The 23,690-nt window shown below is 37.1% G+C and carries 23 protein-coding genes and 1 pseudogene; 11 read left to right on the top strand and 13 right to left on the bottom strand.

Annotation, left to right across the window (positions count from 1 at the left end; all coding sequences use genetic code 11):
- The first annotated feature begins 148 nt into the window (after window positions 1-148).
- Entirely contained in the window at window positions 149-844 is a 696-nt protein-coding gene (locus AC5WOC_RS10400) for a YiiX/YebB-like N1pC/P60 family cysteine hydrolase (protein WP_496055338.1), read from the top strand.
- Between the two features lie 62 nt (window positions 845-906).
- Window positions 907-1,875 carry a YncE family protein gene (locus AC5WOC_RS10395; RefSeq protein WP_496055337.1) on the top strand — a complete coding sequence of 323 codons (969 nt, stop codon included), beginning with the start codon at window positions 907-909 and terminating at the stop codon, window positions 1,873-1,875.
- Window positions 1,876-1,907: 32 nt separating this feature from the next.
- Here AC5WOC_RS10395 and AC5WOC_RS10390 read toward each other — a convergent pair whose 3' ends face one another.
- From AC5WOC_RS10390 to AC5WOC_RS10380, 3 genes are all read right to left on the bottom strand, one after another.
- A complete protein-coding gene (locus tag AC5WOC_RS10390; protein WP_496055336.1) occupies window positions 1,908-3,119 on the bottom strand; it encodes an ATP-grasp domain-containing protein in 1,212 nt (403 codons plus the stop codon).
- Window positions 3,116-4,357 carry an ATP-grasp domain-containing protein gene (locus AC5WOC_RS10385; RefSeq protein ID WP_496055335.1) on the bottom strand — a complete coding sequence of 414 codons (1,242 nt, stop codon included), beginning with the start codon at window positions 4,355-4,357 and terminating at the stop codon, window positions 3,116-3,118. Before AC5WOC_RS10385 ends, AC5WOC_RS10390 begins: the two co-directional genes overlap by 4 nt.
- A 235-nt stretch (window positions 4,358-4,592) precedes the next feature.
- Window positions 4,593-6,062 (bottom strand): catalase, encoded by a 1,470-nt coding sequence (locus AC5WOC_RS10380; RefSeq protein WP_496055334.1) that lies wholly within the window; start codon window positions 6,060-6,062, stop codon window positions 4,593-4,595.
- Window positions 6,063-6,233: 171 nt separating this feature from the next.
- Here AC5WOC_RS10380 and AC5WOC_RS10375 point away from each other — a divergent pair, with 171 nt between their 5' ends.
- Window positions 6,234-6,848, top strand: a complete 615-nt coding sequence (locus AC5WOC_RS10375) for a spore coat protein (protein ID WP_496055333.1) — start codon at window positions 6,234-6,236, stop codon at window positions 6,846-6,848.
- Window positions 6,849-6,888: 40 nt separating this feature from the next.
- Here the strand turns inward: AC5WOC_RS10375 and AC5WOC_RS10370 are convergent, their stop codons facing one another.
- From AC5WOC_RS10370 to AC5WOC_RS10335, 8 genes are all read right to left on the bottom strand, one after another.
- Entirely contained in the window at window positions 6,889-8,091 is a 1,203-nt protein-coding gene (locus tag AC5WOC_RS10370; RefSeq protein ID WP_496055332.1) for an MFS transporter, read from the bottom strand.
- 20 nt (window positions 8,092-8,111) lie between these two features.
- Window positions 8,112-9,341, bottom strand: coding sequence for an ATP-grasp domain-containing protein (locus tag AC5WOC_RS10365; protein ID WP_496055331.1), 1,230 nt, complete (start codon window positions 9,339-9,341; stop codon window positions 8,112-8,114).
- Window positions 9,342-9,698: 357 nt separating this feature from the next.
- Window positions 9,699-11,735 (bottom strand): ATP-dependent DNA helicase RecG, encoded by a 2,037-nt coding sequence (gene recG, locus AC5WOC_RS10360; RefSeq protein ID WP_496055330.1) that lies wholly within the window; start codon window positions 11,733-11,735, stop codon window positions 9,699-9,701.
- Entirely contained in the window at window positions 11,728-12,624 is an 897-nt protein-coding gene (gene sdaAA / locus AC5WOC_RS10355) for an L-serine ammonia-lyase, iron-sulfur-dependent, subunit alpha (RefSeq protein ID WP_496055329.1), read from the bottom strand. The genes recG and sdaAA overlap by 8 nt, the downstream gene beginning before the upstream one ends.
- Before the next feature lie 71 nt (window positions 12,625-12,695).
- Window positions 12,696-13,358, bottom strand: coding sequence for an L-serine ammonia-lyase, iron-sulfur-dependent subunit beta (gene sdaAB, locus AC5WOC_RS10350; protein ID WP_496055328.1), 663 nt, complete (start codon window positions 13,356-13,358; stop codon window positions 12,696-12,698).
- Window positions 13,359-13,364: 6 nt separating this feature from the next.
- Window positions 13,365-14,237: a DegV family protein gene (locus tag AC5WOC_RS10345; protein WP_496055327.1), complete on the bottom strand. Its 873-nt coding sequence runs from the start codon at window positions 14,235-14,237 to the stop codon at window positions 13,365-13,367.
- An 18-nt stretch (window positions 14,238-14,255) separates the two neighbouring features.
- Entirely contained in the window at window positions 14,256-15,956 is a 1,701-nt protein-coding gene (locus tag AC5WOC_RS10340) for a DAK2 domain-containing protein (protein ID WP_496055326.1), read from the bottom strand.
- Window positions 15,957-15,968: 12 nt separating this feature from the next.
- Complete coding sequence (locus tag AC5WOC_RS10335) at window positions 15,969-16,334, bottom strand: Asp23/Gls24 family envelope stress response protein (protein WP_496055325.1); 366 nt, start codon at window positions 16,332-16,334, stop codon at window positions 15,969-15,971.
- A 202-nt stretch (window positions 16,335-16,536) separates the two neighbouring features.
- Here AC5WOC_RS10335 and rpmB point away from each other — a divergent pair, with 202 nt between their 5' ends.
- On the top strand, window positions 16,537-16,725 hold the full coding sequence (gene rpmB, locus AC5WOC_RS10330) for a 50S ribosomal protein L28 (RefSeq protein WP_028778351.1): 189 nt from the start codon (window positions 16,537-16,539) through the stop codon (window positions 16,723-16,725).
- Window positions 16,726-16,936: 211 nt separating this feature from the next.
- Entirely contained in the window at window positions 16,937-17,809 is an 873-nt protein-coding gene (locus AC5WOC_RS10325) for a VOC family protein (protein ID WP_496055324.1), read from the top strand.
- Between the two features lie 472 nt (window positions 17,810-18,281).
- Here the strand turns inward: AC5WOC_RS10325 and AC5WOC_RS10320 are convergent, their stop codons facing one another.
- Window positions 18,282-18,611, bottom strand: coding sequence for a winged helix-turn-helix transcriptional regulator (locus AC5WOC_RS10320; RefSeq protein ID WP_496055323.1), 330 nt, complete (start codon window positions 18,609-18,611; stop codon window positions 18,282-18,284).
- Window positions 18,612-18,750: 139 nt separating this feature from the next.
- Between AC5WOC_RS10320 and AC5WOC_RS10315 the strand changes: the two genes are divergently transcribed.
- Complete coding sequence (locus tag AC5WOC_RS10315; protein ID WP_496055322.1) at window positions 18,751-19,599, top strand: NmrA/HSCARG family protein; 849 nt, start codon at window positions 18,751-18,753, stop codon at window positions 19,597-19,599.
- 78 nt (window positions 19,600-19,677) lie between these two features.
- Here AC5WOC_RS10315 and AC5WOC_RS10310 read toward each other — a convergent pair.
- Window positions 19,678-20,003, bottom strand: a pseudogene (locus AC5WOC_RS10310) (winged helix-turn-helix transcriptional regulator); the annotation flags it as partial.
- Between the two features lie 727 nt (window positions 20,004-20,730).
- Here AC5WOC_RS10310 and AC5WOC_RS10305 point away from each other — a divergent pair.
- The 5 genes from AC5WOC_RS10305 (at window position 20,731) to AC5WOC_RS10285 (ending at window position 23,264) form a co-directional block, all read left to right on the top strand.
- On the top strand, window positions 20,731-21,033 hold the full coding sequence (locus tag AC5WOC_RS10305; protein WP_496055321.1) for a hypothetical protein: 303 nt from the start codon (window positions 20,731-20,733) through the stop codon (window positions 21,031-21,033).
- A gap of 311 nt (window positions 21,034-21,344) precedes the next feature.
- Window positions 21,345-21,506, top strand: a complete 162-nt coding sequence (locus tag AC5WOC_RS10300) for a hypothetical protein (protein WP_496055320.1) — start codon at window positions 21,345-21,347, stop codon at window positions 21,504-21,506.
- Window positions 21,507-21,583: 77 nt separating this feature from the next.
- The gene (locus AC5WOC_RS10295) at window positions 21,584-21,739 is read left to right on the top strand and encodes a hypothetical protein (protein ID WP_496055319.1); all 156 of its coding nucleotides are present in this window, start codon (window positions 21,584-21,586) and stop codon (window positions 21,737-21,739) included.
- A gap of 156 nt (window positions 21,740-21,895) precedes the next feature.
- Entirely contained in the window at window positions 21,896-22,645 is a 750-nt protein-coding gene (locus AC5WOC_RS10290) for an alpha/beta fold hydrolase (protein ID WP_496055318.1), read from the top strand.
- A 4-nt stretch (window positions 22,646-22,649) separates the two neighbouring features.
- Complete coding sequence (locus AC5WOC_RS10285) at window positions 22,650-23,264, top strand: TetR/AcrR family transcriptional regulator (protein ID WP_496055317.1); 615 nt, start codon at window positions 22,650-22,652, stop codon at window positions 23,262-23,264.
- Window positions 23,265-23,690 lie beyond the last annotated feature (426 nt).

The following is a 23,690-nucleotide window of genomic DNA, read 5'->3' as shown; positions in this document are numbered from 1 at the left end:
GTCCTCACCTCCAACCTAATAATCTTTGTTTAGTCTATTCATATTCTCCCAGTAGCGGAAAAGGAAAATGACTATTCCCTAAATAAAAAATAAACATTGAACATTTCGTGAATATACATTTAAAATAATAGGGAAAGGGGTGTTTTTCATGCGCAAAATATATGTGTTTTCTTTTGCGATTTTGATCACCTTATTTACATTTATGCTGCCATCCAAAGGTAATGCAGCCACTATTGACTTTAACAAAATTAAATTGTCCCTTCAAGCGAAGAAAGAAACATATTTACAGCGGTATCATTGGAACAATAACTTACCCTTCGATCGAATAAAAAAAGAAGCTGCTGTAAAACAAGTAAAAGTGGAAGACAAACAGATGGCATCACTCTTTGTCTCAGGGAATGCAATCGGTGAACCTGGAGATATTTTAGTAACATTAGATGGAACAAGTTCGGGATTTGAATGGGCAGGGGGCCATGCGGGAATCGTATCTGATGTACCTGGCTATGTTGTGGAGTCATTTGGAAATAAAAAACTTGGTTTAAATGGAGTTAGACACTGGGTGAATGATTGGAAAACTCGCTTTAAAAAAGTGAAAGCTTTATGGGTAGAAGGAGCTACAGCCAACGATTACGCCTATGTGGCAAAATACAATCGCAATCAAATCGGTAAGTCATATAACTATAATTTTTTTAATATTACTACAACAAGTCGCTTTTATTGTTCACAGCTTGTATGGAGAGCCTGGTATAACAGAGGATGGAACCTCAACTATGGTGGTTCTGCCGTTTGGCCAGTCGATTTAATCAAAAGTCCATATACTATCGCCTATTACTCACAAGGCTAACCAACGGTCATTTTCTGGCTAAGTTAGAAGAAAATGATCGTTTTTTTAAAGGAGATTTCGTTATGCGATATTTCGTCAAACCTTGGTTAATTTTAATCTTCTTACTGACTGGATGCAGTCTTTCCAGTTCTTCTCCCAGTCTCTTTGGTGTAATTTACACAAATGCTACCATGCCGGACAGTGCATTTGTCCGTTTCGATGAAAATGGCAAAATAATAGCTCAAGAGGACATTCCAGCAATGGGGATATTTCAAATCATTAGGGAAAAAACAGGTAACATCACTCTTCCAGTTCAATATGAAGATAAAAAATATCAACTATCTGCTTCTGATTCAAACCCAAAAGCAATCCAAACACTCCCTTATCCTATTTATGAAAAGGCAGATAAAAATTTTCGCGTTACCACATACAACAGTAGTCTACATAGTGGAACAGTAGAGTGGAATGATGGAAAAAAAACACAGAGAGTAACAGTTGCAGGATTTCCAAGAATAGCAACCTATGACCAAACATATATCTATGTCTTTGCTACAGTCATTGAGCAAAAAAAGCCTTATGTGTACATTATCAAACGTAACTCTGGAAAAATGGACACCCGATTACTATTAAAAACAGATCAACCAAACGATATGCAAATTATAGACAATCGTATTTTCCTAACTTCTACTGAAAATCAAAAGCAAATAGCAATTATAGATTGTAGAACAAGAGCCATAAAGTATCTTACTCTCTCTCAAGTACGACCCGAATATTTGATTATAACTCCTCGTACCATCTTTATCTCCTATCAAGGAAGTAATCATATAACCGAAATAGATCGCAGAACTGCTTCCATATTACGTGAAATTGAGTTGCCACAACCTGTCTTTAAAATAAAGAAAAAGAATAATGAAATTTATATTCTTTCTCAAATTCCAAATACAGGACAAGGACTCATTGGTGTTTATAATAGTACGAATTGGAAAATAAAAAGGAAATTTCTCTTGCCCTCAATTCGTGATACAACAATACAAGATTTTATTATTTTTTAAGGCAAAATCCCTGTTTAAAGCAGGGATTTTTCTTATGTTTCATCTTCCCATCGAAAAATTCCATCAACAATAGAAATAAGCTGATCCAACCGATGTAACAATTCTTCTTCGCTTCTCCCGACAAAAGCAAATTGAGCGATGGAATCAACACTTAATTGTGCTTGATCATATGATTTGCCATCTTCCCCAGTAATTTGTGCAACTTTCACCCATTCTGGAAATGCGGTAGAATTTACATGCAATAATCCATGTTTGGTGTTGACCAATAGCCAGCCAGCTAGATAGGAAGGATTCATTTTCACTTCTTCTTTCAATACCGGTCCTGAAATCCCAACTGAAATTTTGGCATGTATATCAAATAATGGTGCATCGAATGCAAGTTTATGTGCATCAGATACTTTTGCACCTCCTGTTCTGCTGCCAATCTCCCCAAAAATAATTTGATCATTTGGAGTGTGAAACCATTCCGCATGAAATGTGGTACTGACTGGAGTATCTAAAATCTCCAATACTTTTCTGGTTCCCAAAGCTAATCGCTGACTCAAAGGATTCTGAGGATGTAACATCGTACTACCTAGATATGTCATCGAACTCGAAGCCAGTGGTGCATTATTATATTTGGACACAGTAATTAATTGAATGATCCCATTCTCCACCCAACCATCAATATGAAAGTAATCTCCTACAATATATTTTTCGACTAGTACTTCCGAAAATTGTTCATTTGCTAAAAAAATATCAAGTTCTTCCCGATGATGCAAAACATAAGTGGATACGGAACCAAGACCATCAATGGGTTTGACTACGATCGGATAATCATATTGATCAACAAATCGAAAAATATCTAATCCGGTTTGAGCTAAGGTCATTTCTGCAACTGGGATACCATTCTCTCGTAATTTTTGCTTCATGATCCACTTATTGCGAAAATCCATCACACTTGCGACGCTTTGTCCTTGAATACCTAAATATTCCCTCAGTTTTGCAGCTCTTATCAGATCAAATTCTTGTAAAGCAATAACGGCAGTAAAATGATACGTTTGATGCAATTCAATGGCACGGAGCATAACTTGATCGTTTGAGGTGAAATTTGAGAAAAATTCAATGTAGCGATAATCCTTTCTATCAAACGTATGCTCAACATGATCAGAGGCCAAAACGACTAAATGTTCTGTTGTATCAGAAAATACTTGTTTTAAAGGACAAGCAAAGTAAGGTAAATTTCCAAGGATGAGTATGGTCATTCTTTCGTTTCTCCTTTTGATCGTTTGTCTGCTGCCACCCATAATGTATTTGTTTCAAACCATTCAAGAACGTTTTGTAATCGTGTTCTTACCTCTTCTTCTGTATCTCCAATTACTACAAAAGAGGCTACTGAATCACAACTATTCTTAGGATCATCGAAAGACGTTCCTTCAGTTACATCTTGCATATATTCAAAAACCCAATCCGGCGGTTCACACTTAGGGAATGATACCAATGTTCCTTGTTTTGACATCGCCTGTACGGAACCGCTTAGCCTGGCGGGAGCTTGTCCAAGCAAATTTTGCCCGTAAGCAATACCAGCTTGTAATTCTGCTGATACAAGCAATAAATCTTTTCCATAAGCCACTTCCATTGTTTTTGATATGCGTCCGCCGCCGGGTCGGCATGCAATTTCAATAAAAATAATTTCCTCTGACGGTGTAATCAAACATTCTCCATGAAACACTGCATGAGCAGGAAAATCCAATATGCTTATGACTTCTTCCATCGCTTCTTCTATTTGTTTTTTATATGGATTATCTTTGTGCAGCATATAACTGCCTGAAATAAATGCCTGATCATGATAATGAAACATCGGCTCTAAATATTTTGAAGCACATATCAATTTCAACTCATGATCTTCCACGACACCATCAATATGGTATTCTTCTCCATCAAAAAATTGTTCTGCATCCATTTTGTGGTGAAGACCGCTTTTGGCAAATTTCCAAAGATCTGCCTCCGTATGCAATACAGTGATTCCTGCTGCTCCTGCACCATCGATCGGCTTCAAAATGATGGGGTAGCCAACTTCATCTATAAAATGAAGGAGATCAAAGATATCTTCCACTTGTTTAAATTTTGGAATACGTATTTTCTGGCATTTTGCTCCTAAGGCTTCTTTCATCTTTATTTTATTGCGAAACTGTAGTGCGCTGTGTATCTTTTGACCATCAATTTCTAAGTGTTCTCTCAATTCAGCTGCTCGAACCAAATCGTACTCTGATACAGCAACAATATGTTCAAATTGATAGGTTCTATGCAAATCAATTGCACGCAAAGAAACCGTATCATTGTTATGAAAACTAGCAAATGCTTCATAATGTGCAAATGAATCGGCAAAATATGGTTCCATTACTTTTTGATCGCTAATAAAGACAACTTTATTTGAAATTCTATTAAAATTATTATAAGTATTCCAAATATAGGGGAACCTATTCAAAACAAGAACACTCATTCTAGATCATCCCTTTCTTTTATAAATTTAATTATATATATTATTAATATATTGTATACTCTAATATATTGATATTTATTACTATTAACATTAATTTTAAATAAATGAGATAAATTACATGGAATAACTAAAAAAAATCACCCAGTCCAAGCTATTACGATCTCCTGATTGGTCATATACAAATAATAAAAAGATGGATTCCAAGCGGATTCCATCTTTTAGATATAAATTTTATTTATAGTTTCGCCACATATGGTGCAATATCTATGCCCAAGGCCTTGGCCAGACGTTCTCCATATTCTTTATCCGCACGGTAAAAATTACAAATAGCAAGCAGTTTTGTCTGTTCAGCTACACCAGAAAGGTCATTTGTTAAATTCAAAATGAGATTGTTTTGTTCTTGTTCCGTAAAAGAACGATATAATTCACCAGCTTGCTGAAAGTTTAAAGTTTTCGCAATCTGTTTTCTGCCAGCTGCACCGGATAAAGGTGTTTCGCTTTCCACATCGATGGTTGTTTCTTTTGGTGTATCATCATAACGGTTTGGTTCATAATTTACCGTTGATATATTTGTTCTCGTCTGCATATTTCCATCTACTTGATAATTATTTACTTTACTTGCATATGGGCAGTTTATAGGCAATTGCAAATAATTTGGGCCAATGCGATGACGTTGTGTATCTGGATAGGAAAATAACCTTCCTTGTAGTAACTTATCCGCTGATGGTTCAATTCCAGGTACAAGTGCACTTGGTGAGAATGCTGATTGTTCTACATCTGCAAAGAAGTTTTGAGGATTGCGATTGAGTGTCATGCGTCCAACTAATTGAAGAGGAAAATCTTCTTCTGACCATACTTTTGTTGGATCAAGAGGATCAAAATCATATTTCTTGATAAATGCATCTTCATCTTCTACTGGAAACAACTGAACGTATAGATCCCACTCAGGAAATTTTCCTTTGTCAATATGATCAAACAAATCCCGGGTAGCGTGGTTAAAGTCTTTTGCCTGTACCTCTGCTGCTTCAGCTGCTGTAAGATTCCTGACATCTTGTAATGGTTTCCAGTGGTATTTCACATAGAAGCGTTTATTCTCTTTGTTCACCCATTGAAACGTATGAACACCAAATCCATTCATTTCACGATAATTTGCTGGAGTTCCATAATCGGAAAATACCCATGTAAGCATATGTGTAGATTCAGGTGAAAGGGTCATAAAATCCCAGTATCGATCTGGATCTTGAATATTTGTATCTGGTGCAGGCTTTAAAGAATGTACCATATCTGGGAATTTCATCGCATCACGAATGAAGAAAATAGGTAAATGATTCCCCACTAAATCATAGTTTCCATCTTCTGTGTAAAATTTGGTAGCAAAGCCGCGAGGGTCTCTGGCAGTTTCAGGCGAACCTGCAGGATGAATAACAGTAGAGAATCGAACAAAAACAGGAGTTTCTTTCCCTTTTGCTTGTAAAAAAGATGCTTTTGTATAGGTTTGCATACTATTAAAAACGGTAAAAATACCATGTGCCCCTGCACCTCGTGCATGAACAACACGTTCCGGTACTCTTTCCCGGTCAAAATGAGCTAATTTCTCTAGTAAATGATAATCTTCTAACAAAGTAGGACCGCGCTGACCAGCCGTACGTGAATGCTGATTATCTCCTACTGGAGAACCTTGGTTTGTCGTTAAGCGTTTACTCATATAAAGATATGCTCCTATCTGTAATTGATTATCGTTACTACATAATAATAATTATAAAATAATACTTATTTCAAGTCTTGACTTCGCCTTTTTTATGAGAATCTTATTCCTTTCACATATCCTTTTAAAAATTGGACAAAGTAAGGATAATAAATTTTAGGAGGTACATGTATGCCTTTTTCACAAGAAGGATTTCAACAAAATATGCAAAACGGTGCTGTTCAGTACAATCATGGGGGTCATGAATTAAACGATGTTCATGAAATATTAAGTGGTGTGATTGGGGCATTAGAACAATATGCAATCTTCCGCCCTAACTTACAAGATCAAGAATTAATCCAAATTGCTAATAATCAATACCAATTTATGATGGATGAATATAACATGTTAGTGCAAGCATTTTCTTCAGGACAAGATCCAGCCCATGGAACCAACCGATACCAAATGGCCAATCAAAACAATGAAAGTATTGTATATGGGTTGAAACAAACACCTCCAAAACAACCGAAACAAGCAGTTAACGCGATCAACGATGGTTGTTATGCTGGCTTTATGCTCAGCTTGATCAAAGGCATGCAATCTACGAAAGCTCTTGCAGCATCAGAGGTGACCAATCCAGTTGTGCGCAGAGTTATCGCAGATAGTATTCCTAATGGAATAGAAATGGCTTATGAGTTATTTTTATGGCAAAACAAAAATGGTTATTATCAAGTACCACAATATGATGAGCAGACTACCAATATGATGTTACATGCTTATGCACCAAGTGCTCCTGTAACTCATTAATAAATAAAAAAAGCAGCAACCTTTTGGGTTGCTGCTTTTTTTATACCAATTTTTCTTCAGAAACAATTTCTTCTGGTTGCTTGCTTCTGCTTTGGACGGCAAAAATATAAAATACAAATGTAAACTGAACAATGATTGCCATCACTGGAAAAACAAGCATACTGCCTCCCTTATCATAAAACATGCCCCCTAAAAAGCTCCCAAAGAAAAAGCCTAAATAAGAAATATTAGTCAATCCTAAATAAGTAGCTTGCATGGAACCTCCCAATTCAGCAACTTTTTGTCTCCATAAGGGAACAAACGCAATTTCTCCAATTGTATAAAAGAAAACGCCAATATAATATAGCGGGGCATAATTAAACATAAAACAAAGGAGAGAAGCACTGACAAAGAAAGTCATCGTAAAAATAACAACGGATGGTCTCCATTTTTCGGCTAATTTCATCACTGGCACAGCTAGTAATACAACAAGTATAGAATTCTCAATATTGAGGAATGCATATACATGCATTTGATTTTCATTATTTAACGCAATTGGGATGGCAGAATCCAATTGGATATAACCTGTCATATAGCAAATACCCGAAAAAAGGAGCAAGAGAAGTGTTCGATCTCGAGAGATAATTTTTGCAACTTTCCGAAAAGGTACATGTTCTTGTTTTTCTGCTTTACCATTTTGGAAGGGAACAATTCGATCCAATACGAGTAAAAGGATAAAAAACAAACCAATATAAATAAACCAATTTTGCTCCACATAAGTTCCCATGAATGCTCCAAAAGCAGTACCCATAATCGTACCCCAATTGAGTAATATATACTGAAATTTGTTAATGTCTGCTTGCTTTTCCTTTGGAACAGAAGCAAACATCCCACTGAGTATTACTACTTCAATTGTACTGCGACAAAATCCATTTACGATAGATAATGCCATCAATATAGTAAATTGCTGGGAAAATCCAAATCCGATGTAAGAAATAATCCATAATGTAAGAATCAAAGCGTAAACTTTTTTCGTGCCAAATTTATCCACTAAATATCCAACGATTGGACCTCCAAATGCGCCTAGTATCCAACCAATACCTAATATAGAGCCTACTTCTGTTTCATCATATCCGATTTTACTAAGATAAATAATGGTAAGGGGTAACATCATAAACGTTATAAATCGTGTGATGAAGTTAATACTTGCAAAATACCAAACTAACTTAGGATATCTCGGAAATATAGTTTTCTTTCTCATCATGTCTCACCCCAAGATCCTAGTTATAACACTTCCCACACACAAGCTTGATAAAACCAATTGTTTGCTTCGTATAATCGTTCCTGTAACTGCTCTTCATTACTCGCCTCTACAATCATATAAGCAATGTGTTGCGAGCTGTTTTCCACTCCATGAAAAGTTGTACCTAACTCGGTGTTTAGACGGAAACGTTTCACCCAAGGAAACGGACTGTTCGTTGGTGCATCTATTAATTTTCCATTCTTTGGTGCAGGAACAGCATGTCCCACTACTTTGCCAATAGGATGTGAAGGCTGATTAGTATCCAATCCACATTCTGTTCTGACATATGCTTCCGTTATATTATACTGGTAAGCAACTTCAATCATCTCAATGATCCTCGCTCCACCAGGACGACTTGCAATCTCACAAAAAACGATCTCATCTTGTGGCGTATGAAAAAACTCAGCATGAAAAATCATATTCGTAGTTGGCGGCATAGCACCTAGTACTTTTTTTGTTTCTTCTACTAATCTGGATTGCAGAGGATTGTCTGAAGAAAGCATGTAACTGCCGGAAATATCATTTTGATCTAAGTAAATCAAAGATTTTTCTAAGTATTTGGATGCACAGATTAATTTCAATTCATTGTTCTGAATCAGGCCATCCACATGATACATTTCACCATCTATAAACTTTTCTATAATTAAGTGATGTGAAGGTTGTACAGTAGCCCATTGAAACATACTCATTTGATTGAAGAAACGTTGCAAGTCTTCTTCATCTTTGATCACTGTTGTTCCAAGTGATCCTGCATTATCCGCAGGTTTAATAATGATAGGATAAGAATGTTGTTCAACAAATTGAACGATATCAGTCGGATAACTGGCATTTGTATAGGCAGGTATTTTTACACTGCTATTCTTTTTTACCATGCTTTTCATGTTTATTTTATCTCTGTATTGCAATGCATGTTCAAAAGATTGTCCCTTTATTCCTAATTTATCTCGCAGTTTTGCGACTCGTAATATATCATATTCATGGAGTACAATAATTAATTCAAATTTGTATTTCTCATATAATTGCATAATTCTAAAATCTACGATCGCCGATTCATAGTTCTCAAAAATCTCAAAATAAAGGAAATTATTATCAGAATATTGCTGCCCAACTTTTGCACTTGTTAAAAACAATACATCACTTTCCATTTCTTTTAACCATTCTTTGTAAGGGAAAAATTCATATGGATTTTGATTTAATACTAGGATTGTCATTTGGTTTCCCCATTTCTAGATGTTGAAAATACTTACAACTCCATATGAGCAATGGAAAATTCGGCTCGATATGTATATCTTTTGTTCCTCTAATAGAAACACAAAGAAGTCAAAATCAAACATATCTTCGGATTGCTCAAATAGAAATTCGACTTAAATGAGTCCTGATTGATATTTGTGAAAAGGAATAAATAATTGAAAATTAATAGCTTGTTTTAATATATTAAAAGGAAAATATTTGTTTTGTCAATTGAATTCCGATGCCCATCAATTAGTTGTAACTTTCGTTCAATTCCCTTAAAATGCAAGAAAAAGAAGCATAATTCTGCTTCTTTGTTGAAATTGTATTCTATATTTTCAGTCCAATAACATGTCCACATTATTCCTTAATTGTTCCACTAGCAATGGATGGGATTTCCAATCTCCATCATAAATAAACACTTTCGCGTCTTCTCTTGCTACCTCTAAAATATGTTGATCTCGCGTTAGATCAGCTAATCGAAACTCCGGAAGGCCACTCTGCTTTACTCCTAAAAAATCACCAGGGCCTCTCATTTTGAGATCTCTTTCAGAAATCACAAATCCATCAGTGGTTTCGGTCATAATCTCCATTCGCTCTTTCCCAGTTTCTGATTTTGGATTTGCTACAAGAATACAAGTAGAAGCTCCACCTCCTCTACCCACTCTTCCCCGCAATTGATGTAATTGAGCTAAACCAAAACGATCAGCATCATAAATGACCATTACAGTGGCATTTGGAACATTAACTCCTACCTCGATGACAGTTGTAGAGATGAGGACTTGTATTTCATTTTGCTCATATAGTCCCATTATTTCTTCTTTTTCAAGTGAACTCATTCTTCCATGAAACAATCCAACACGAATTGGAGATAACTCCATTGTCACTTGTTCAAATAACTCCACTGCATTTGCCAAGTCTAGTTTTTCCGATTCCTCAATAAGCGGGCAAATAATATATGCTTGTTTACCTGTCTTACATTCTTTTTCTACAAAAGAAATGATTCTTTTCCAAGATTCTTTTTTTACCCAATAAGTAGTGATGGGTTCTCTTCCTGCAGGCATTTCATCAATGATAGAAACATCCATTTCACCATAAACCGAAATCGCTAATGTACGAGGAATAGGTGTAGCAGTCATCATTAGTACGTCTGGTGTTTCTCCTTTTTCTCGTAATGAAGCTCGTTGTTTCACTCCAAAACGATGCTGTTCATCGGTAATTACTAAACCAAGGCTACGATAAATAACCTTTTCTTGAATCAACGCATGTGTGCCTACCACGATATCAGCTAATCCCATTTGTATCTGGCCTAAAACTTCCCGACGATTCGCGGCAGTCATGTTTCCTGTAAGAGTGACGACTTGTATCCCAAAAGGATTTAAGAGTGAACCAAGAGAAGCTGCATGCTGATCTGCTAATATTTCAGTCGGCACCATCAATGCACCTTGATAACCTGATAAGTAATTGGCATAAAGCGCTATAGCTGCTACAACCGTCTTTCCAGAACCAACATCTCCTTGCAGCAATCGATTCATCTGATAAGGAGCTTGTAAGTCATGGCAAATCTCTTCTACTACTCTTTGCTGTGCAGATGTCAATGGAAAAGCTAAACTATGAAACATTGCTTCCAATTTTTCTGTTGGTATCTCTCTTTTAATTCCTGCGTTTTCCTGACGATCTTGTAATCTTGTCCACATCAAACGACATTCATATAAAAATAATTCTTCGTAAACGATTGTACGTCTTGCTTGATGGCCATCTTGTAGATCTTTCGGGAAATGAAGAAGATACATCGCTTTAGCTCTAGGAATTAATCGATATTTGGATCGGAGAGTCTCTGGAAGAACTTCTTCTATTTGTTTGCCATATTCCGTAAAGGCATCATAAATCAATTTCCTAAGCCATGATATCCGAATTTTACTGGTAACAGAATAGACAGGCTCTAACTGATTCTGATGCATTTCTTGTTCCTTTTCACTAACAAATGTTCTCTCTCCGATTATTTGCAGTTTCTCTCGATCCCATTTTCCTGTAACCATGATTGTTGATCCAACCAAAAGTTTTGATTTTAAAAAATGTTGATTAAACCAAGCTACTGTTATTGGAATCCCTTCTACTTCTAGTTTCAGTGTAAGGCGGGACTGTTTTTTTCCATACCAGCGAATACTTGGATTGCTGGAGATAACACCTCTAAACGTTACTCTTTCATTATGTGGTGCATCGACAGGTGAAACGACACGAAAGTCGTCATATCGAAACGGATAATAAGTCAACAAATCAAAAATCGTATAGATACCAATCTCTGATAAATTCAATGCCCGTTCTGGTCCTACTCCAGGTAATACAGATACGGGGCTACTCAATGGATTATTCATTCTTCTCCCTTTGTATATTGAATATTTGTCTTTCCAAAGATCGACCTGTAGGAGTTGCTGCTAAACCACCAAGTGCTGTTTCTCGTAAGGCTACCGGCATTTCCTGTCCGATTTTATACATTGCTCCAATTACTTCATCGGTAGGTATGATACTTTTTACACCGGCAAGTGCCAAATCTGCTGCAACCATGGCAATTGCTGCTCCCATCGCATTTCTTTTAACACAAGGGGCCTCTACTAGGCCAGCTATCGGATCACAGACCAATCCCAACATATTTTTCAAGGCAATGGCTACTGCTTCTGCTGATTGAGCAGGAGTGCCCCCTGCCATCTCTACAACCGCAGCAGCTGCCATCGCGGTTGCACTTCCTACCTCCGCTTGGCATCCACCTGTTGCACCTGAGATACAAGCATTATTTGCAATACAATAACCAATTGCACCAGATACAAATAATCCTGCTATCATTTCATCTCGATTTAGATTAAATTTTTTCGCAGTAGTAAAAATCGTTCCTGGTAAAATCCCACATGCTCCTGCGGTAGGAGTTGCTACAATAATCCCCATCGCTGCATTGACTTCTGACACAGCGGTTGCACTTGCAACGGCATCCAAGACGGTTTCTCCAGAGAGAATAATTTCGGAACGCTCCTTATATTGTTTAATCTTTTTTGCGTCTCCACCTGATAAACCGCTCGATGAACGAACTTCTTCAGACAATCCACGTTCAACTGCTTGCCCCATCACATCTAAATTTCTGCCCATTTCTTCCCAAATTTCTTCTTTGGAACGGTTCATTACATCGGATTCTTGTTGAAGCATAACTTCTGATATTTTTAGTCCTTGCCCTTCAGCTAGTTCTACTAATTCTGCTACACTCCGAAATTGCATGTGTATCCACTCCTCTCCAAGATCTTTGTGTGAAAGAAATCAATCAGAAACCACCGACGGAAGCGGTGGTTCTAATTATTTAATACCGTAGCAGAGTACATACCAGACTTTTGGCGTATCTCTTCTAATAACTCTTGTGAAATAGGCTGATCAGTCTCAATAGACATCAGAGCTTCCAAGCCTTTCTCCTTTCGAGCTACCTGCATGTATCCAATATTTATTTGATGTTTTGCTAAAAGGCTCGCCACATCTGCCACAGCACCATACTGATCTTTATGCAGCACAAGAAGAGTAGGAGCGTTACCAGATAATTTTAACTCAAAACCATTTAGTTCAATAATTTCTGTCTTTCCTCCGCCAATGGAAATACCTACTATTTCCAGTTGCCCTTTCTCATCAGAAAGATGAATACGAGCTGTATTTGGATGATCGGTTACTTCTTCTGATTCGACAAATCGAACACTTATTCCTGCTTTTGCTGCGATTTGCAGTGAATGAGGTATACGTTCATCATACGTATCAAAGTTTAATAAACCACCAACTAGTGCAATATCTGTTCCGTGTCCTCGATAGGTTTTTGCAAAAGAACCATACAAAGTAATGACAATATCTTTTGGAGTACGTCCAAAGATCGTTCTTGCGGTTCTTCCAATTCTTGCTGCTCCTGCTGTGTGAGAACTAGAGGGACCAATCATTACTGGACCAATTATGTCAAATACAGTACGATACTTCATTTCACATCATTCTTTCTTCAAAGGTACAAGAATATATGCTACTGTTGCTCCTCCTGTGTGGGTTCCGATAACCGGACCGATAGAAGAAATTACTTTTTCTTGAATTTCATACTCAGGTAAATCATCCAAAACCTGCATCCAACGATCTGCCTCTTCTTTTGCATCTGCATGGATGACGGTAGCAGAAATAGGTCCTGCTGGAATGTTTTCTTTTATTAGTTCTAGTATACGACCAAATGCTTTATTTTTTCCACGTACTTTTTCTACTGCGTAAATTTCGCCATCTTTACTGATAGATAAAATAGGTTTTATATTCAATAATGAACCTACCACCGCAGCTGCTTTGCCAATGCGTCCACCTTTTTTCAAATACTCCAAGTTATCAACAAGGAAATAAATTTGTTGATTTTGAATATAGTATTCTGCTACTTGAACACATTCTTCCAAATTCTTTCCAGCTACTGCTGCTCGAGCAACCGCTGAAACAATTACTCCTATTCCATAAGATGCTGACTTTGAATCAACTACCGTTAAAGGGACATCAGTATCTTCCTCAAGCATTCCTTTGGCTAAAACGGCAGACTGATATGTACCGCTCAATGCGGAAGATAAATGAATAGAAATAATTGCTTCTGCCCCTTGTTCCACAGCTTTTTTATAAGCATCGCAAAAATCCATTGGAGATGGTTGTGATGTAGTTGGCAATTTTTCTGCTACTTCTAGTCGTTTATAAAATTCTTCCGGAGTTAGGGTTACACCATCCAAATAGGATTGATTATCTAAATGAACTTTTAAGGGAATGACGTTTATTTGTAACTCTTCTTGAAGCTCTTTGGGGATATCTGCTGTACTGTCAGTAAAAACATGAACTCGAGCCAATGCGGTTCCTCCTAGTGTCTATTCCACTGCAAACAAGAAATAATATAACGGTTGTCCACCTTCATATACTTCATATTCCACATCTGGATAAGCCTTTGTTAATTTATGGACAAGCTCATCGGTTTCCTCTTCCGATACGTCTTCACCGAATAACAAAGTAACTACTTCTGTTTCAGATGTCATCATATTGGACAACAAATCATATGCTGTTTCCAACATATTTTTACCAGCAGTTATAATTTTCCCTTCCCGAATACCAAGAAAATCATTTTTTTCGATATTCACCTCATCTACAACAGTATCTCTTACTGCATACGTTACCTCACCCGATTGTACAGAAGTAAGAGCCTGATTCATTTTCTTTTCATTTTCAGCAATCTCTTTTTCTTCATCAAAAGCGAGTAATGCGGATAAACCTTGAGGAATTGTTTTTGTAGGAATAACAGTAACTGGAACATCTACAACATCTTTTACTTGCTCTGCAGTGAGAATGATATTTTTGTTGTTGGGTAAAATCAAAACATGTTCCGATGAAATAGACTCCACTGCTTTGACTAAGTCTTCTGTACTCGGATTCATCGATTGACCACCTGTTATTACAACATCTACTCCTATACTTTCAAAAATATCGCTGATCCCTTGACCAGTAGCTACAGCAACAATTCCATAAGCTTTTTTTGCAGATGACTTCGAATTCGTTTGATGAGACTTCTGTTTTGGGTCTTGATGGATTGCTGTCACTCCGGTAACGTTTTCAAATTGCTCTCGCATATTATCGATTTTTATCCGTGTTAAATCTCCATATTTTGATGCATAGTTTAAAGCGTCGCCAGGATGCTCTGCATGTATATGTACTTTGACCAATTCATCATCTGAAACTACCAGTACGGAGTCTCCATATTGCGAAATCTCTTCACGAAAATGAGCTTCATGAAAGTCTCTTGTCGATCTTCTGCTGGTAGTCAGCAGTATCATAAATTCAGTACAATATCCATTAATGATTGTTGCTGGATCGATATTCGCTCCTGCATGAGCTTCATGAGCCAAATCTTCTAAAGTTGGTAGATGAGAAACAGGCTTTAATTCGATAGAAGATTGTTCTCCTGACAATATTTTTCTCATTCCTTCATATACAAATAATAGCCCCTGTCCTCCGGCATCGACCACCCCTGTCTGTTTCAATACAGGTAAAAAGTCTGGGGTTCTTGCCAGTGATTTTTTGGCTTCTTCTATCACTGCTTCTAAAACTTCTATGGGATAATTGGCAGCACGAGCACGAAACATACCAGCAGCTGCTGCTTCTCTTGCAACTGTTAAAATGGTTCCCTCCACTGGCTTGATAACCGCCTTATAGGCAGTATCCACACCTGCTTGGAATGCTTCCGCCAATTCTTTGGCACCAATCACGTCATAGGAAGCAACTGATTTTGAAAATCCACGAAATAACTGAGATAAAATAACTCCTGAATTTCCTCTTGCTCCCATCAAAAGCCCTTTTGAAAGCGCTTCCGCCAACTTTCCTACCGTAGGCACGTCAGCTTTCTTTTCCATTTCTGCGACCCCTGATGTGATCGTCAAATTCATATTTGTTCCGGTATCTCCATCTGGGACTGGAAAAACATTGAGTGCATTTACTTTTTCTACATTATTGGTCAGTTCTGTTGCCCCAGCTCTCATCATAGAGAGAAAGAGTTGTGCGTTAATCTTTGCTAGTTCCAACCGAGGCCCTCCTTAGTCTTCATTTACCAGTCGTACACCTTGTATAAACACGTTCACATGCTCTACTTCTATACCTACTAATTCATGTAGTGTGTATTTCACTTTGGATTGAACACCTTTTGCTACTTCCGAGATTTTCGTACCGTATCCTACAACAATATGCATATCAACTGTAACCAAATCTTGACTTGTATGTACTTCAATACCTCTAGCCAAATTATCTCGACCGAGTAATTCTGTAATACCATCACGCAATTGACTTCGGGAAGCCATTCCTACCAAACCGTAACATTCCATTGCAGCAACTCCAGCAAGTGTTGCAATCACATCATTGGAAATTTTGATGTGACCGAGTTGGTTCGTAAGTTGTAAACTCATTTCATCAACCTTCCTTAATCAGTTAGACATAATAGTATTTTTGGTTTAATGGGAACAAATAAAACAAATCCCCTGAAATTGAATATATTTCTATGTTTGCTTTTGTACATTGTACAATAAACGGCTAGAAGAAGGAAAGTACATTGCAAGAAGACCCTAGAATATGCTACAATGGCTAGCGTTAGTGTTAGGAGGTGTATCAATGGCTCGTCGTTGCTTTATCACAGGAAAACAAGGACATGCAGGTAATAATGTAAGTCACTCCAATCGTAAAAGCCGTAAAAAATGGGGCGTCAATGTACAAAAAGTCCGCATTTTGGTTGACGGAAAACCAAAACGTGTTTATGTAAGTACAAAGGCTCTTAAATCCGGCAAAGTAACTCGTGTTTAATTGGATATATGCAAACGAATCCAGTCGGGAGAACCTGATCTGGATTTTTTGTTTCATAATACTTCAAATCAATCCCACATCCTCTAATAGTATTACTATTCCGCCAAATAGCACTTATATATACTAATTTATTCAATCATTTCCATTCCTTATCGGTAAATTTTTCCATGTGTGTATAAACATGATACAATACAACTAAGGAGGATGGAAAATGCAAAAAATTGTTCCACACTTGTGGTTTGACAAAGAAGCCAAAGAAGCAGCTGCATTTTATACATCTATATTTGGTGAAAACTCAAAAATCACCAACACCGCAACCTTGCATAACACACCGTCTGGTGATACAGATATAGTCTCATTTACACTTGCTGGACAGGCATTTCAAGCGATTAATGCTGGACCTTTGTTCTCCTTTAATCCTTCAATTTCCTTTATAGTCCAATCTAGCGATATAGAAGAGATTAATTCTTTGTGGAGTAAACTAGGGAAAGATGGAGTAACACTTATGCCACTAGGCTCTTATCCTTTTAGCGATCGATTTGGTTGGCTTCAAGATAAATATGGGCTTTCCTGGCAAATCATGCACAGTAACGAGAAAACAACCCAAAAAATCACCCCTTCCCTTCTATTTGTAGGTGATCAGTGTGGCAAAACAGAAGAGGCAATATATTTTTATCTTTCTGTTTTTAAAGATGCCAGATTAGAACACATCATGCACTATGGAGAAAGAGAAGAACCTGATACAGCAGGAGCAGTAAAGCATGCCTCCTTTACGCTGGAAGGTCAGAAATTTACTGCGATGGATAGTGCCCATAGCCATGATTTTTCCTTTAACGAAGCAATTTCGTTCTTAGTATATTGTGAAAATCAGGCGGAGATCGACTATTATTGGGAAAAACTTTCTGCAGTACCAGAAGCTGAACAGTGCGGTTGGTTAAAGGATAAATTTAAAGTTTCATGGCAAATCGTGCCTCGAAAAATGGACGAAATGATGTTTTCCAGTGATCAAGATACAATAGACAGACTTACGAAAGCATTTTTAAAGATGAAAAAGCTGGATATAAGTCAACTTGAATCGATCTAAGCCATCCACTTTAAATAAGAACAAGGAACAGACGATGTCATTATTCTGGACATGCAACTGTTCCTTTTTCATACGTGATTGGTTTTCTGACTATCTAAGATGCCTACTAGTAACCTTCAAATCTCATTATTTACAGTAATAGAACCAGCTACAAACTTCCCTTTACCTTCTTCCTTATATTTAATAAAATCTACTGAAGATCTACTGGAAATCGAGGCATAATGGATGAAAACTTTTACTTTCCAAACGGAAAGCCTTCCTATATACGAGAAGGGGTTAAATGCTGGGTAGAAAACAATACAACATATCTTCATTTTCCAGATAATCGTCAATTCAAGGAAGTTCACAATGGTAAAACCATAACCATTACAAATCTGCATACGAAAAACAGCTATACTGTCTTCCGAAAACCTCGACTTTCTAGTTACAACTAAGATCAAATGAACCAGTTACAACATTGTAACTGGTTCACCTATTTTCCTGCCCATTTTTCTCCCCATTTACGCATTTCCATAATCACATTTCGAAAATCTTTTCCTTTGTCAGTTAATGAATATTCTACAGTGACAGGGACCGTCGGGTACACTTTGCGTTGTATGACTTCATTTTGTTCCAAATGACGCAGTGTATCTGTTAAAGACTTTGTACTGATGTTGTCCAATTTTCTGCGGAGTTGATTGAAACGCTGATAATCCTCACAAAAAAGTTGACCTAACACTAAAAATGACCACTTTCCGCCAAGAACCTGAGAAGCTTGAAGAATAGAAAAAAGACACTGCTCTTCTACTGCATTTGTCTCCATGTTATTCACCCTTACAAAAAGATAGTAAGTTTCCTTTTGGAAACAAGGTAAAAAAATATTGCCTTCTTTAAATAATATTCTTCAGCAATTACACTATCAATACATATTCTTCAAATATAAGAGCAGGAGAGATTACAATATGACTCTATCCAAAAAAATTTTAGTAATAGGCGCGACTGGACAACAAGGGGGAGCAGTTGCTAGACAATTAAACACACATGGATGGCAGGTTCGTGCATTGGTACGCGATCCGAAAAGGTCCTCTTCCCAAGCACTCGCCAAACAAGGCATGGAAATTATTCAAGGAGATCTGGATGACAAATCCTCGATTTTAAAAGCGATGAAAGATAGTTATGGGGTATTCAGCGTTCAAGCATTGGATATTCATGATTTGGAAAAAGAAATACGACATGGAGAAAATCTTGCTAAATGCGCGAAAGAGCTAGGCATATCCCATTTTGTTTATAGTTCTGCTGCTGGCGCTAATCGAAACATAGGAATAACAGCATTTGAAAATAAAAATAAAATCGAACAGTACATCAAATTACTGGATCTCCCAGCAACCATTTTCCGTCCAGTAATGTTTATGGAAAATTTCAAATTTACACTGAAGAGGGAAGAAGGGAAAATAATGCTGCCTTACAAAGGGACTCCAGAAACAAAAGTCCAAATGATTGCCACAGAAGATATTGGAGTATTTGTTCGGAAAGCATTTGAAAATCCAAATTCATTCATAGGAAAATCCCTTGATATCGCTGGAGATGAACTTACTGTACAACAACTTGCAAAAAAAATTAGCAGCCATTTTGGAGTTCTAGTTCAGTATCCGACTGAACCACCAAAGTCGGAACACGAACATGATGGAATAAAAGCAACGCAATTTTTTGTTCAAAATGGTTATCATTCCGATATGGAAGTTCTACGCAAAATAAATCCCCAACTAATACATTTAGAAAATTGGTTGCAACAATCAAATATTGAAGTATAGGAATTTTCCGTTCTGTTATAGGAATTACAAAAACAGTCCAAAAGTCAGCTTAATAAGTCACTTTTGGACAAAACAGGTTCAACAACAAAAGTAGATTATCTTATGAAGTGTGACCATTTTTCTCCATACTATGTGCTTGCTTCGCAGATGATTGTTGTTCAGATGAACTTCGGATTTTCTTATACGTTTCTTCCATTCTTTCATCGCAGTAATAATAGGAATTAAAGTTTGCCAAAGTCTGTTAAGGAATACTCCACCTCGGGTGGAACTTGATTAAAAACTTCTCGATGCACAATACCGTCTTTCTCAAACTCACGCAACTGCAAAGTGAGCATCCGCTGAGTAATGATTGGGCATATCCTGCGAAACGCATTAAAACGTTTTGGACCGACCATTAAATGATATTTTGCCGCCATTGACAACTCCATACGGCTAAAGCCGTTGGATTCTTGGGACGATAGCCTCATGACTATTTCATTACCAAGCTAACCCCGTGCGCCCCACGGTTATGTTTGTTGATTTCTTCTTTGCCGCGAGCAAACTTGGTTTTCGTCTGTCACAACTATACATATATTACCATGGGAATGTTTGTTTGTAAACTTGCTTTTTTCCAAAGGTTGAACTAGTGAAGGAAAATTCCTTCCCCTAGTTCAACGCTCGCTTTCATCCCATGATTTAAACCGTGGGTTTTCTCGCTCGCATGTTATAACATCTAATGTAAACCCTGCTGGACAACCTTAGTCATTTGGACAAGATCCATACCCGCTTTTTTGATCTCTCATCTACTTCTTCCTCCTTTCGTCAAGTTGTTTTCTAATCCATTTTCGACTATCAAGGTCCCCCTTTCCATGCAGATACTACTTGCAATCCCCCGTACGTACTTCCAATGCTAATCATAAAAAAATCCATCGAATAATTATTATCGAAACAAAAGACTTATTTATTAAATTCATCATTCAAAAAGAATATTGCTCCTTATCATTCCTGCAAAATATAAATTTGTATATTTCAGTTAAATAATAAAAAAGTTATTTTTGTATTACAAATCATTCGACAAAAAACAACGATTTGTGGCAAAATGATATAATATCTCCCAAAATACGCACAAAGAGGTGAAAAATTGTAATTACTATGAAGAAAATATCCTTCACCAAACGCCGAATACTCAAATCATGGACACGTGAATGTAATAGCTTAAAATATTTGATACCGCTTGCAAAAAGCCAATTTGATATCCTTACTTTGGGATTTCAAATGATTGGTCGAATGAAACCGCTTCTTGAGCAAGGATTCCAAGAAGACCATCCAAATAAACGTCCACATATGGCGAATCTAACCGAATGGATGATATGTAATGGTTGGAAAGACATGGCATCGGAATTTCAGTCTTTTTTTGATCAAGTTGATGAGTATATGAGAGAAGCTGTCCGTTAAATTAATACCAATATGAATCATGCTGTAATTTATAAATATATTTATCGTAAAAGGGACTTCCTATTAATGGGGTCCTTTTTTATTTTCCTTTGTAGTAATTACTTAATTACACTTGTAATCTATAGATATCCCACAAGAATCCTATTTTACAACCAGATCCCGATCAAAAATGTGTACAGCCCTTCATCGAATAACTCATTTCTATCTCCTCGTCTAATACATAGCATGCAGAAATTGAAGCCGCTCTATCTGTCCATTTCGAATACTATTATCTCATAATAAAATAATATGGTGATAGGAGGTTTTCAAATGTGAGCAGTTCTGATGACATATTACAAAACCCTTGGTCAAAATCAGGTGGAGAAAAAGTTACCGAATGGCAAGATGGAAAAGGCATATCCGATCAGATCGAATCCGGAAAAGGAGTCGACACAAAAGTTTCTCCTTGGGATGACTCCAAATCGGATTTTTAAATATAGCAATTTTCTTTTTTCAAACTTCGATAAATCAAGCATAAATGGATAAGCTAAAGATAAAAGGAGTTGTCTTAATGAGCAAAATAGATAAGAAAAAACAAGAACCTACCATTGCAAACGGGATGGATGATCAAGAAGAACTAAATCAAAACGCATCAGAAAAAGAAATCAAAAAAGGTGATTATACCAAAGTTGTAACTTTATCCTATGATGAAGTAGATCCTTCGTAATTTCTTTGGTCAAAATCCCCTGTCCGATGCGGCAAGGGATTTTTTCCATTGTATCTCATGTACATCAATACTTTTTTATTTTTATATTGACCGAACTCCCAACCAATAATAAAATAAGAATGCAACTAATATTGATGAATACATGGAGGGACTTCAATGGATCTATATTATGAAATCTGCGGCAAAGGAAACCCGATCATTTTATTGCATAGCGGTGGTGCCGATTTACGGGATTGGACTTTTGTTGCTCCACTTTTAGCTGGAAAATTTCAAGTGATCTCCTTAGACGGACGCGGTGCAGGAAAGTCACCCTCTCCAATAACACCTGCCGATTATATTCAAGACTTGCTCGATCTGCTTGATCATCTTAAGATTAAACAAGCAACCATCATCGGACATTCTATGGGCGGCCAAGTAGCAACAGATTTCACATTGAAATACCCCGAGCGAGTAGCAAAACTTGTGCTCATTGCCCCGGAATTATCCGGCTTTCAGCGATCACTAGCATTTACAAATTGGATGGAAAAAGTGAATGCTGCTTTTCCTGATTTGGAAAAAGTGATAGAGCTGTCTTTGTGTGCTCCTCTCTATCAGGTCACCATGAATAGTCCCCATCGTGATTTATTAGTTGAGATGATGCGACATCATTTAATGAAAATAAGTGAATGGCATACATTTGAATCGATTTGGCCACAGCCACCAGCTATCAAAAGATTAGAAGAAATAGCAGTCCCAACGCTGTTTATCATCGGTGACGTAGAACTTCCCGATAACCACCGTGTCGCGGAATGCTTTCAAAGAGTGCCGAAGATTCAGTTTGTCCATATAAATGATGCTGATCACATGTTGACGCTAACGCATCCTCATGAACTTTATCAGCATATTACCCATTTTTTGGAGGAATAAAATCGTGCCTCGTACAGAAAAAGAAAATGAACGTATCAGACAAATAGCCAAAGAAAAAATTCAAAATGCTGCAATGGAACTGTTTATAAAACAAGGATATCATGCTACTTCAACAAATGATGTCGTGAAACATGCTGGCGTCTCCAAAGGATTACTTTACAATTACTTCAAAGGAAAAGAAGATTTACTTGCAGTCATGACTGAAACTAGAATCGAAGAAATAAATCAAGTGATGCAGTCATCGATTTCTCAAAAAACACCTGTACAACAATTGCGATATATCATCAAGGGCGCAATTGATAACGTCCACCAAAGACCAGAGATATTTCGCTTTTATCTCCATTTGCAGACTCATCCAGAAGCAGATGAAGTCGTAGCCAAATATGGAAAACAGTTGATCGAGGAATATAGTAAACAATTTCAACTCCAGTGTGAAATTTTTACAAAATTAGGGGCGGAAGATCCAATAAAACGATCCTTGTACTTTTCATCGACGCTTCAAGGCATCATGTTGATGATCGCTACGTACCCAGAGCAATTTCCTATTGAAGAGATAAAAGCACAAGTGATTCAAGCGTTTTGTGAAGAGAAACAGATAGACAATAGCGATGTTTCATAGATGTTTGGATCTTTCTACTTCTCGGAGCACCCGATTTCGTTCCTATCGATCTAAAAACTAGTTGCTTAAGAGGGGACAATATGTCGGAATTTCCGAGATTCAGGATGACGAATCGCTAAAAGAATGCTTGATTGATCGAGATATTGACAGAAAACGGATACAACAGTGAACTTGTTTTCTATAGCGGGCGCACGATTCCCTTGGATTCTAAATGATTGATTTATTGTTGAATATCCATGCGAGTTAAATGGTCAACATTTCCAACATCTCCATTCGTCTGTTTTAACCAGTTGATGAATTCTTGTATGATACGTCTATACTTCTTAATGGTTTGCATACTCTTCTTTTGTCTTGTTGATCCAGAACAAACTCTTTAACGACTCTCACGACATATTTTTCACCCATTAGCTCCTTCATCCTTTCAGT

The sequence above is a fragment of the Shimazuella sp. NTD247 genome, assembly GCF_059510415.1.
The sequence above is the reverse complement of the archived record's forward strand: the minus strand, read 5'-3'. Positions and strand labels throughout refer to the sequence as shown.

Coding starts and splice junctions, on each gene's coding strand:
- AC5WOC_RS10400 (WP_496055338.1), top strand. CDS start 149: ATGCGCAAAATATATGTGTTTTCTTTTGCGATTTTGATCACCTTATTT.
- AC5WOC_RS10395 (WP_496055337.1), top strand. CDS start 907: ATGCGATATTTCGTCAAACCTTGGTTAATTTTAATCTTCTTACTGACT.
- AC5WOC_RS10390 (WP_496055336.1), bottom strand. CDS start 3,119: ATGACCATACTCATCCTTGGAAATTTACCTTACTTTGCTTGTCCTTTA.
- AC5WOC_RS10385 (WP_496055335.1), bottom strand. CDS start 4,357: ATGAGTGTTCTTGTTTTGAATAGGTTCCCCTATATTTGGAATACTTAT.
- AC5WOC_RS10380 (WP_496055334.1), bottom strand. CDS start 6,062: ATGAGTAAACGCTTAACGACAAACCAAGGTTCTCCAGTAGGAGATAAT.
- AC5WOC_RS10375 (WP_496055333.1), top strand. CDS start 6,234: ATGCCTTTTTCACAAGAAGGATTTCAACAAAATATGCAAAACGGTGCT.
- AC5WOC_RS10370 (WP_496055332.1), bottom strand. CDS start 8,091: ATGATGAGAAAGAAAACTATATTTCCGAGATATCCTAAGTTAGTTTGG.
- AC5WOC_RS10365 (WP_496055331.1), bottom strand. CDS start 9,341: ATGACAATCCTAGTATTAAATCAAAATCCATATGAATTTTTCCCTTAC.
- recG (WP_496055330.1), bottom strand. CDS start 11,735: ATGAATAATCCATTGAGTAGCCCCGTATCTGTATTACCTGGAGTAGGA.
- sdaAA (WP_496055329.1), bottom strand. CDS start 12,624: ATGCAATTTCGGAGTGTAGCAGAATTAGTAGAACTAGCTGAAGGGCAA.
- sdaAB (WP_496055328.1), bottom strand. CDS start 13,358: ATGAAGTATCGTACTGTATTTGACATAATTGGTCCAGTAATGATTGGT.
- AC5WOC_RS10335 (WP_496055325.1), bottom strand. CDS start 16,334: ATGAGTTTACAACTTACGAACCAACTCGGTCACATCAAAATTTCCAAT.
- rpmB (WP_028778351.1), top strand. CDS start 16,537: ATGGCTCGTCGTTGCTTTATCACAGGAAAACAAGGACATGCAGGTAAT.
- AC5WOC_RS10325 (WP_496055324.1), top strand. CDS start 16,937: ATGCAAAAAATTGTTCCACACTTGTGGTTTGACAAAGAAGCCAAAGAA.
- AC5WOC_RS10320 (WP_496055323.1), bottom strand. CDS start 18,611: ATGGAGACAAATGCAGTAGAAGAGCAGTGTCTTTTTTCTATTCTTCAA.
- AC5WOC_RS10315 (WP_496055322.1), top strand. CDS start 18,751: ATGACTCTATCCAAAAAAATTTTAGTAATAGGCGCGACTGGACAACAA.
- AC5WOC_RS10305 (WP_496055321.1), top strand. CDS start 20,731: ATGAAGAAAATATCCTTCACCAAACGCCGAATACTCAAATCATGGACA.
- AC5WOC_RS10295 (WP_496055319.1), top strand. CDS start 21,584: ATGAGCAAAATAGATAAGAAAAAACAAGAACCTACCATTGCAAACGGG.
- AC5WOC_RS10290 (WP_496055318.1), top strand. CDS start 21,896: ATGGATCTATATTATGAAATCTGCGGCAAAGGAAACCCGATCATTTTA.